Source organism: Sphingomonas sp. OTU376 (assembly GCF_038440415.1).
Classification (GTDB): Bacteria; Pseudomonadota; Alphaproteobacteria; order Sphingomonadales; family Sphingomonadaceae; genus Sphingomonas; species Sphingomonas kyeonggiensis_A.
On sequence record NZ_JASATQ010000061.1, the window covers coordinates 20,636 to 30,609 of the forward strand.

The following is a 9,974-nucleotide window of genomic DNA, read 5'->3' on the forward strand; positions in this document are numbered from 1 at the left end:
GATCCTGGGGGACAAGGCACACAAAGACAATCGCCATGGCTGCCGACTCTCCGCTCGACCGGTTCCGCAATGTCCTTGGCGGCGCAGCGCGCGCTCTTTCGGGGGAGCGCGAGGCCGAGCTGAGCTTCACCGGCGAGGCGCCGCGCCAGGATGGCCGCCAGATCAAGGTGCCGGCGCCCTCACGCGGCCTGCCGGCCGAGGAAGTCGCCGAGGCGCGCGGCTTTGCCGACAGCTTCGCGCTGCGCATGCGCCACCACGACAATGCGATGCATCTGAAGGGCGCGCCCAAGGAGCCGGTGGCGCGCGCGGTGTTCGACGCGGTCGAAGGGGCGCGGGTCGAGGCGCTGGGCTCGCGCGGCTATGCCGGCATCGCCGCCAATCTCGAGCATGCGCTGGAATTGAAGCTGCGCGCCGACCCGATCACCCGGGCGCGCAACCGCGAGGAAGTGCCGCTGTCGACGGCGCTTGGCCTGATGGTCCGCGAGCGGCTGACCGGGCGCGAGTCGCCTTCCACCGCTGCGCTGGGCATGGCGCTGATCCGCGACTGGATCGAGGAGCGCGCCGGTTCCGACCTGGATGCCCTGGCGCTGGCGATCGACGACCAGCAGGCATTCGCCTCGCTCACGTCGAAGCTGCTCCAGGACCTGGAGCTGACCGAAGGCGACCTGATCCCCGACGAAGCCGATGAAGGCGGCGGCGAGGACGAAGGCACCGACGACCAGCAGCAGGACGGCGACGAGGAAGGCGAGAGCGAGTCGAGCCAGAGCGAAGGCCAGGCGGAGGCGCGTGGCGAGCAGCGCGAATCCGACGAGGGCGAGGAAGGCGAGCAGCAGCAGTCCGACGCGATGGAAGATGGCGACGGCGAGCCCGGCGACGAAGGCGAGGAGGGCATGATGCCCGTCCGCCCGAACCGGCCGTGGAGCGACCTGCCGCCCCAGTTCGAATATCGCGCCTACACCACCCAGTTCGACGAAGTCGTCGCCGCGACCGACCTGTGCGACACCGAGGAGCTCGACCGGCTCCGCTCCTATCTCGACCAGCAGCTCGTGCATCTGCAGGGCGCGGTGACCAAGCTCGCCAACCGGCTGCAGCGCAGGCTGATGGCGCAGCAGAACCGCAGCTGGGACTTCGATCAGGAAGAGGGATTGCTCGACGCGGCTCGGCTGGCGCGCGTGGTCATCAACCCGATGCAGTCGCTCTCGTACAAGAGCGAGAAGGACACCGAGTTCAAGGACACGGTGGTCACGTTGCTGATCGACAATTCGGGCTCGATGCGCGGGCGGCCGATCTCGATCGCTGCGATCAGCGCCGACATCATGGCGCGCACGCTGGAGCGCGTCGGCGTGAAGACCGAGATCCTCGGCTTCACCACCCGTGCCTGGAAGGGCGGGCAGAGCCGCGAGAAGTGGCTGGCCGATGGCCGACCGGCCCAGCCCGGCCGCCTCAACGATGTCCGCCACATCGTCTACAAGCAGGCCGACGAGCCGTGGCGCCGCGCCAAGAAGTCGCTCGGGCTGATGATGCGCGAGGGGCTGCTCAAGGAGAATATCGACGGCGAGGCGCTGCTCTGGGCGCACAACCGGCTGATCGGGCGCAGCGAGGACCGCAAGATCCTGATGGTGATCTCGGACGGCGCGCCGGTCGATGATTCGACCCTGTCGGTGAATTCGGGCTCCTATCTGGAGCGCCATCTGCGCCAGGTGATCGGCTGGATCGAGGCGCGCTCGCCGGTGGAGCTGGTGGCGATCGGCATCGGGCATGACGTGACCCGCTATTACAGCCGCGCCGTGACAATCATGGACGCCGAGCAGCTTGCCGGCACGATGGTCGAGCAGCTGGCTGCGCTCTTCGACTCCGAATGATGCCCGGCCCGCGAGCGAGCCGGCGGGAATGAAGATCGATCCTCCCCCGGGCGGCTTCGAGGGGCCGATCAAGCGCTCCGTTACCATTGCCGGGCACCAGACTTCGATCAGCCTAGAGCCGATCTTCTGGGACGCGCTGGAACATGCCGCAGCGGGGCGTTCCTTGCCGCTCAATGCGCTGGTCGCGGCCATCGACCATGCCCGGATCAGCGGGGAGGATCCCCCCAACCTTGCCAGTGCGATCCGCACTTGGCTGCTCGCCGAGATGCATCGCCCCTGACGTTTTCCCGCGGTGACGGTCGCGACAATTTTACGACAATGTTGCGATCCAGTCGCATTAGCGTTGACTCTGAGATTGGTTCGCAATAGCTGGCGGCGAAACAATCTGTAACAGGGGGTTCCCAAGTGAATCGTTCGACCGGTGCGGCTGCGCCCGCCTTCCTCGCGCTCGCCTGTGTCGGCTTCGTCGCCAGCGCGCCAGCCCACGCCTCCAACGGGCCGGACGGCGACAAGGCGAATACCCCCGCTTCGTCGGACGACGTGCAGGACAAGGACCAGATCACGGTCAACGGCCAGGTCTACCAGCCGAAGCAGGAAAGCCCGAAGAACACCCGTCCGCTGCGCGATACCCCGCAGACCGTGACGGTGATCACGGCCGAAGTGATGGAGCAGCAGAACATCCTGTCGCTGCGCGATGCGCTGGCGACGGTGCCCGGCATCACCTTCGGCGCCGGCGAAGGCGGCAGCGGCTATGGCGACAGTATCAACCTGCGCGGCTTCAGCGCCAATAACGACATCACGATCGATAATGTGCGCGACAGCGCGCAATATACCCGCTCGGACAATTTCAACATCGAGCAGATCGAAGTCACCAACGGCTCGAACTCGGTCTATTCGGGTGCCGGTTCGATCGCCGGCAACATCAACCTGGTCAGCAAGCGCCCGAGCGGCCGCGACAAGACCGTGGTGCAGGCCGGGATCGGCACCGACGAATATTACCGTGCCACCGCCGATATCGACAGGAAGCTGAGCGACAGCATCGGCGTCCGGCTGAACGCGATGTATCACCGCAACGATGTTCCCGGTCGCGAAGTCGAGAACAACAAGCGCTGGGGCGTGATGCCGTCGGTTACCTTCGGGCTCGAGGCGCCGACCAAGCTGAGCCTGATCTACCTCCACCAGGAGGACAACAACATCCCGCAGTTCGGCGTGCCCTATGTCAGCAGCACCAACAACTGGTTCACCGGCCAGGTGCCGGGCACCAGCCGCAGCGCCTATTACGGCTTCCGCAACCTCGACAAGCAGGACAGCAATGTCGATCAGGCGACGGCGATCTTCGAGCATGAGCTGAGCAGCAAGATCTCGCTGCGCAACCTCACCCGCTACCAGGACGTCGAGCAATATTCGATCGCGGACGGCCCGGAAGGCACCTTCTGCCTGCCGACGAGCCTCACCGCGGCCGGGCTGGCCTGCACCACCCCGGGCCTGTTCACGCCGAGCGGCGGCTCGCGCGGCAACACCCGCGATACCCGCAACCAGATCATCTACAACCAGACCGACCTGAAGGGCATGTTCGAGACCTTCGGCATCGAGCACAGCTTCGACCTGGGCATCTCGCTCTCGCGCGAATATTATGACGTGCGCTCGGGCAATTCGCAGCGCAATGCCAATGGCACCGCCGTGACCATCCCGGCCTACGCCTGGAACGATCCGAACCTGAACAACCGCAATGTCTATAGCGGTCCGGTGAACTTCATCGTCAGCGCGCGGAGCCACAGCGAGGTCGCGAACAAGGCGGTCTACCTGTTCGACACGATGAAGCTGTCGAACCATTTCGAGCTCAACGGCGGCGTTCGCTGGGAGCGCAACATCGGCGAGTTCGCGGCCTACACCCTGTCGACCGCGGCAGCGACGCTGGGCCAGATCACGGCGGTGACCCGCACGGGCAACCGCAACAGCCTGCTCTCCTACCGCGTCGGCGCGGTCTACAAGCCGATCGAACCGATCAGCCTCTATGTCGCCTATGGCAATTCGCGGACCCCGTCGCAGAGCACCGTCAACGGCAGCTGCTCGGCCGCGACCTGCAACGTGAAGCCCGAGAGCGCCAAGAATTACGAGATCGGCGGCAAGGCGGAGCTGTTCAAGGGCGGCCTGCTGCTGACCGCGGCGCTGTTCCGCACCGATCGTGACAGCTACAAGGTGCCTTCGGTCGACCCGACCGTCCCCGATCAGCAGCTTGACGGCCATTCGCGCGTCGACGGCGTCGCGCTGGGCGCCACCGGGCACATCACCTCGGCCTGGCAGATCACCGCCAACTACACCTATCTCGACAGCGAGCTGATCCGCTCGGTGGCGAAGGGTGCGGCGCTCGACCCCTCGGCCGGTGCGCAGCTCCAGCAGACCCCGAAGCACTCGGGCAGCCTCTACACCGCCTATACCCTGCCGTTCGGCCTGACGATCGGCTACGGCGCGACCTACCAGGGCAAGTTCGCGATCAATCTCCCGACGCGCACCGTGGTCGGCGGACCGCTGTCGCGGGTGCTCTATTCGAAGGACTATCTCGTCCACAACCTGACCGCCGCCTATGAGGTGACCAAGGCGCTGTCGCTGCAGCTCAACGTCAAGAATATCGGCGACAAGCTCTACTACACCCGCATCCGCGCCAATAACGGCTGGGCCACCCCCGGCGATGCGCGCTCGGCGATCCTGACGGCCAGCTACAAGTTCTGATATAGCCAGGACATGACGCGGCTCGATCCATTGTCGAGCGAAGACATCGCCGCCCGCCTCTCCGGTTCGCCGGAGGCGCGGGCGGCGTTGATTCGCGAAGGGGCGGAGGCCGGCCTGGCCGAGGCGCAGGCCATCCATGGCCAGATGCTGCTCGACGCCCAGAAGCCGGCCGAGGCGTTCGGCTGGTTCTGGAAGGCGGCGCAGCAGGGGCATCCGATGGGGCTCAACATGCTGGGCCGCTGCTATGACCTTGGCTGGGGCACGCGCATCGACAAGGTGCGCGCGGCGGAATGCTTCCGGGTCGCCGCCGAGGCGGGGCTCGACTGGGGCATGTACAATTACGGCTCCGCGCTCGCGCTCGGCGCCGGCTTGACGCAGGACAAGACGGCCGCGCTCGGCTGGTTCCAGAAGGCCTCCGCAATGGGGCACGCCAAATCCACCAACTTCGTCGGCAGCTTCCATGAGGCGGGAGACCTGGTCCCGCGCGACATGGCGGCGGCGGCGGACTGCTATGCCCGGGCGGCCGAGGGCGGGGACTTCCGCGGGATGTTCAACCATGCCCGGATGCTTGCCGAAGCCGGCGACGTGGAAGGCGCGCTGCTGTGGATCGAGCGGTGCGGGGCGGAGGCGAAGCCGGTGTTCCGCGACAAGGCGCTTGCCTGGCTGGCGCAGGTCCCGGACGAGCGGCTACGGACCCGGGGCAGCGCAGCGCTGCGCAAGGAAGGAACTTCATGCTGATCGCCATTCCCGACCTGCTTTCGCCCGAGCAGGTGACCGAGCTGCGCGGCATCATCGATGCGGCCGAATGGATCGACGGCAACGCGACTTCCGGCGCGCAATCGGCGCTGGCCAAGGACAATGAGCAGCTTCCCGAGGGCAGCGACGCGCATCGCCAGGGCGGGGCGATGATCCTCGACGCGCTGGGCAAGTCACCCCTGTTCTTCGCCGCGGCGCTGCCGCTCAAGGTCTTCCCGCCCTTGTTCAACCGCTATGGCGGCGGGCAGCAGTTCGGCACGCATGTCGACAATGCGATCCGCATCCAGCGCGGCACCGACTTCCGCATCCGCAGCGACCTGTCGATGACCGTGTTCCTCGAGGACCCCGCTGCCTATGACGGCGGCGAGCTGCTGATCGAGGGGCAGTTCGGCGTGCAGTCGGTCAGGCTGCCGGCGGGGCACGCGATCCTCTATCCCTCATCGAGCCTCCACCGGGTGGAGCCGGTCACGCGCGGGCGGCGGGTGGCGAGTTTCTTCTGGATGCAGTCGATGGTGCGCGACGATGGCGCGCGGCGCATCCTGTTCGAGATGGACCAGGCAGTGCAGCGGCTGGTAGCAACGCTGGGCAATGACGATCGCTCGGTGATCGAGCTGACCGGCGTCTACCACAATCTCCTGCGCCGCTGGGCCGACGCCTGAGCCAAAGTACACGAAGTACCCGCCGGGAGCGGGGTTTTCGTGGCGCCAAAATTGACACGCTTGCCGCGCGGCAAGCGCATCTCGCAATTGCGGTAGCCAAGCAGGCGAAATCCTGTGTTGCAACCCGATTGCGCTCCCCTCCCTTTCAGGGAAGGGAATTTCTCAGAGCATCCCCTGCAGGGCCGGCGAGAGATGCTCCATAAAGCCCGTGCCTTCGCGCGCCGCCATGTGCGTCGCGAGCCCTTCGCGTTCCGCCAGCGCCATGCCGTCCGGGCCCAGCACCGTCAGCGCAGTGGCCCAGGCATCGGCGAGCATGCAGCTTGGATGGAGCACCGTGACCGAGGCGACGCCGTTTTCCAGCGGGCGGCCGGTGCGGGGATCGAGGGTGTGGGCATAGTCGCGGCCTTCATGGGCGAAGCTGCGGCGATAGTCGCCCGAAGTGGCGACCGACAGGCCGTGGAGCGCGACGCGAAAACTTGCCAGGGGGCTGGAGGGGAGGGATTCGAAATCCACCCACCAGGGCCGGCCATCGGGCCTGATACCCTCGCCGCGCAGCTCGCCGCCGACCTCGACCAGGAAATCGGGCAGCGCCATGCTGCGCAGCATCTCCGCCACGCGATCGACGCCGTGCCCCTTGGCGATGCCCGACAAATCGAGCCGCACCGGCGCATCGCGGCGGGCGCGGCGGCCGTCCAGCTCGATATGGGAACGCCCGGACCGCGCGCAAGCGTCCGCGACCTCGGCGTCGCCGGGCAAGCCGATGCGCGGGCCGGGCGGACCGAAGCCCCAGAGATCGACCAGCGCGCCCATCGCGGGATCGAAGGCGCCGTCGCTCTTTTCGGCGACCTCCATCGCGGCGGCGAGGACCTTCGCGAAGCCGATCGGCAGGGGCTGCCAGCGACCCGGTTCGCTGCGGTTGAAGCGGGACAGGGTGGAATCGGGGGCCCAATGGCTCATCTCGGCGACGACGCGGTCGAGCTCGGCCTGGATCTTCAGGGCGATGCCCTCGGGCGGGGCGACGATGCGGGCGGACCAGCTGGTCCCCATCGTCTCGCCCGCGCAGGAAATGACAGGGGCCCCCGCCCGGCGGCGATGGAACGCCGCGGGCGAGAGGGTTGGGGGGATGGCTATCCGTGCGTCCACGTTTTCTTACACCGTCATCCCCGCGAAGGCGGGGATCCATTCACGCAGGTTGTCGAGAAGAGCCGCGACTGCAGCGCCAATGGATCCCCGCCTTCGCGGGGATGACAGGAAAGGAGGGATGGCGGTGTGAACTACGGCGCCAGCACTTCGAGGGTGGTGACGTAGCTCACGCGTGCGCGGACCGGGCCCATCGGGCGGCCGCCGGGGCCACCAGGGCCGGCCTGCGGACCACCCGGTGCCGCGGGAGCAGCGCCCGGAGCGGGCTGCGGACGCGGGCCGCCGCCGGGACCACCGGCGCCCGGGCCTTCGCCGCGCTCGCCGCCTTCGTTGACCATCACCCAGTACATGCCGGGCTGGCCCCATTTGATCGAGACCTTGCCCTGGGCATCGGTCTTCAGCACCTGCTCGTGCAGCGCGTCACGATAGCGGATGCCGCCCGGGATCACGGTGACGGTCAGGTCGGCGCCGGGCTTGCCGTTCTTGAGGAACTGGAAGTTGCCGGGCTCATTGGTGACCAGGTCGTTCGGGTGGGTGACCGGCACCAGCTCGATGCCCTTGCCGCTGGTCTTGAACACGGTGTTGGTCGGCGCGCCCTGGGTGATGAAGATCTCGTTGCGCGAGACATTCTCGGCGGTCTGGACATCGGTGGCGCCGGCCGGGATCGCGGCGGCGAGATTGGCGGTGTTGGTGCCGCGCGGCAGCATCTTGCGCTCGCCGTTCAGCACATAGCTGCCGAACACGCCCTCATTGACCACGGCGACCTTGTAGGTGCCCTGCTGGGTCAGGTGCAGGTCGAAGGTCGCGCGGAAGCGGCCGACATTATGGTTCTCGACCTTGCCCTCGGTGCCGTCGGGCTGGGTGACCACGGGCACGGCGCGCAGCGGCTGGTGATCGAAGAAGAACAGGTCGTTCGACACGGCGGCATCGACGGTCACCCAGTTATCGGTGCCCGAGACGGTGGTCGAGGACGGCAGCATCCACTGGCGGTGCGCGATGGCGGCCGGGGCAGCGATCGCGATGACGGCGGCTGCGGCGAGAAGCGGCTTGCGGAAGTTCATGTCTCTATTCCCCCTTGAGATCAGCGCTTGATCGAGACGGTGACGGCGCCGAGCTCGCTCGCGCCCTTGGCGGTGGCGGTGACGGCCTTGCCGTTCCAGGTGAAGGGCACGCTGACGACCTCGCGGCCGCCGACTTCGCGTGCGGCCTCGACCAGCAGCTTGTAGTTGCCCGGCGCCAGCGCCGGCGTGGCGCCCTTGCCGCCGACCAGCGCGATCTTGTGGGTGCCCGCGCCCTTGGTGGCGCCGGTGACGCCGTCGGCCGGGAAGCTCATGCCGCGGCCGACCACGCGCCACCACTGGCGCATGTCGCGCAGCCACTTGGTGCCGGCACCCTCGGCGCTGCGGCCGTCGAAATCATACCAGACCTGGAGCGTGCGGGGGGCGGCGCCCTCCTTTTCCAGCCACACCGCGACATAGGGGCGGTGATACTCGGCGACCTTCATCTGCGGAATGGTGACCGACAGGTCGATGGTCTGCGCGCCGGCGGCGGTCGGCAGGCCCGCCCCGCCGATCGCGACGAGCGTGAGGCCGGTGATGCGATACTGCATGGACTTGGGCTCCCCTTAGTGGATCAGGAAAATGGCGATAAGCGCCGGGATGACGAGGCCGGCGATGACGATCGGCCAGGTGCTCTTGCGATGCTTCGAATGCATCCACAGCAGCACCAGCCCGGTGAGCGTGAAGACGAGGCAGGCGAAGACGAAGACGTCGATGAACAGCTTCCACCAGCCGCCGGCGTTGCGGCCCTTGTGGAGGTCGTTGAGATAGGCGATCCAGCCGCGCGAGCTGTTCTCGCTGGTGACGGCGCCGGTATCGCGGTCGATCGAGATCCAGGCATCACCGCCCGGACGCGGCTTGGCGAGGTAGATCTCGCCGGCGGACCATTCGGCGGTGCCGCTCGCGTCGATCTTGACCTGGTCCTGCACCCATTTGGCGACATCGGCCGGGATCGGCTTCTTGGCATCGGGCAGGTCGTCCGCCTTCACCCTGGCCAGCAGCGGCGCGGGCAGCTGCACGGCATGCTCGACCGACTTGGGCGAGCCCTCGATGTCGGCGGCGTGATTGAGGGTGAAGCCGGTGATCGCGAAGAGCAGCAGGCCGATCAGGCTGATCGCCGAGCTCATCCAGTGCCAGGTATGCAGCTGCTTCAGCCAGAAGCTCTTGCGGGCGCGCTTGGCTTTGGCCTTGGCCAGTTCTTCTGCCTGGGCGGAGGGGGCGTGCATCTTGGGTGAGCGATTCCGGTTCGATTCGATTACGGCGCGATAACGAGAACGATTCGCAATTGCAAACCCGGGAAGAAGCGGGAGCGATTGATTCTGCGCCATTTGAGCGCGCACCGGGCCCGCCCAAGATGGTCCGGAGTCCCTGTCTCGTATCGATACGGCGAGGTCGATTATTTCGCAATTGCAGCATAATTGCGTTGCAATGCAGCTACGAATGTTTCTTGCCGTTCTTCAAGAAATTACGCAGCTTCCTTCCAGAAAAGACTTGGGAGGACTGGATGTCGGCACTTTATCTCGGCCTGGCAGTGGTTTGCGTGGTGGGTGTTTCGGCTTGCCTAGGGGGCATGTACCTGATCTTGCGGAGTACGCCGCCGGCGCGGCGCGTCGACAAGGCCTGATTTTCCGGTCTGCAATAGAAAAGCCCGGTCGGTCCCGAAGGACCGGCCGGGCTTTTTCTTTGCCCGATGGGCAGAGGTGGATTTGAAGGGGTGCGCCGCGTGCGCGGTGCGCCGTGATCTTCTGGCGGTTGCTTGGCTGCTCCCC

9 protein-coding genes are annotated in these 9,974 nt (G+C 66.8%); 5 read left to right on the forward strand and 4 right to left on the reverse strand.

What is annotated here, in order from left to right:
- The first annotated feature begins 35 nt into the window (after positions 1–35).
- The 5 genes from cobT (at position 36) to AAHM44_RS19970 (ending at position 6,007) form a co-directional block, all read left to right on the forward strand.
- Entirely contained in the window at positions 36–1,862 is a 1,827-nt protein-coding gene (gene cobT, locus AAHM44_RS19950; RefSeq protein WP_342251071.1) for a cobaltochelatase subunit CobT, read from the forward strand.
- A gap of 28 nt (positions 1,863–1,890) precedes the next feature.
- Positions 1,891–2,142 carry a ribbon-helix-helix domain-containing protein gene (locus AAHM44_RS19955; protein WP_269573985.1) on the forward strand — a complete coding sequence of 84 codons (252 nt, stop codon included), beginning with the start codon at positions 1,891–1,893 and terminating at the stop codon, positions 2,140–2,142.
- Between the two features lie 125 nt (positions 2,143–2,267).
- Positions 2,268–4,592, forward strand: coding sequence for a TonB-dependent receptor (locus tag AAHM44_RS19960; protein WP_342251072.1), 2,325 nt, complete (start codon positions 2,268–2,270; stop codon positions 4,590–4,592).
- 12 nt (positions 4,593–4,604) lie between these two features.
- Positions 4,605–5,330: a tetratricopeptide repeat protein gene (locus tag AAHM44_RS19965; protein WP_342251073.1), complete on the forward strand. Its 726-nt coding sequence runs from the start codon at positions 4,605–4,607 to the stop codon at positions 5,328–5,330.
- Positions 5,324–6,007 carry a Fe2+-dependent dioxygenase gene (locus AAHM44_RS19970; RefSeq protein ID WP_342251074.1) on the forward strand — a complete coding sequence of 228 codons (684 nt, stop codon included), beginning with the start codon at positions 5,324–5,326 and terminating at the stop codon, positions 6,005–6,007. The genes AAHM44_RS19965 and AAHM44_RS19970 overlap by 7 nt, the downstream gene beginning before the upstream one ends.
- A gap of 162 nt (positions 6,008–6,169) precedes the next feature.
- Here the strand turns inward: AAHM44_RS19970 and AAHM44_RS19975 are convergent, their stop codons facing one another.
- The 4 genes from AAHM44_RS19975 to AAHM44_RS19990 all read right to left on the reverse strand — a co-directional run bounded on the left by AAHM44_RS19975 (position 6,170) and on the right by AAHM44_RS19990 (position 9,431).
- A complete protein-coding gene (locus tag AAHM44_RS19975; protein WP_342251075.1) occupies positions 6,170–7,054 on the reverse strand; it encodes an FAD:protein FMN transferase in 885 nt (294 codons plus the stop codon).
- A gap of 227 nt (positions 7,055–7,281) precedes the next feature.
- The gene (locus AAHM44_RS19980; RefSeq protein WP_269573990.1) at positions 7,282–8,208 is read right to left on the reverse strand and encodes a DUF4198 domain-containing protein; all 927 of its coding nucleotides are present in this window, start codon (positions 8,206–8,208) and stop codon (positions 7,282–7,284) included.
- Positions 8,209–8,228: 20 nt separating this feature from the next.
- Positions 8,229–8,756, reverse strand: coding sequence for a DUF2271 domain-containing protein (locus AAHM44_RS19985; protein ID WP_269573991.1), 528 nt, complete (start codon positions 8,754–8,756; stop codon positions 8,229–8,231).
- Between the two features lie 15 nt (positions 8,757–8,771).
- A complete protein-coding gene (locus AAHM44_RS19990; RefSeq protein ID WP_269573992.1) occupies positions 8,772–9,431 on the reverse strand; it encodes a PepSY-associated TM helix domain-containing protein in 660 nt (219 codons plus the stop codon).
- Positions 9,432–9,974 lie beyond the last annotated feature (543 nt).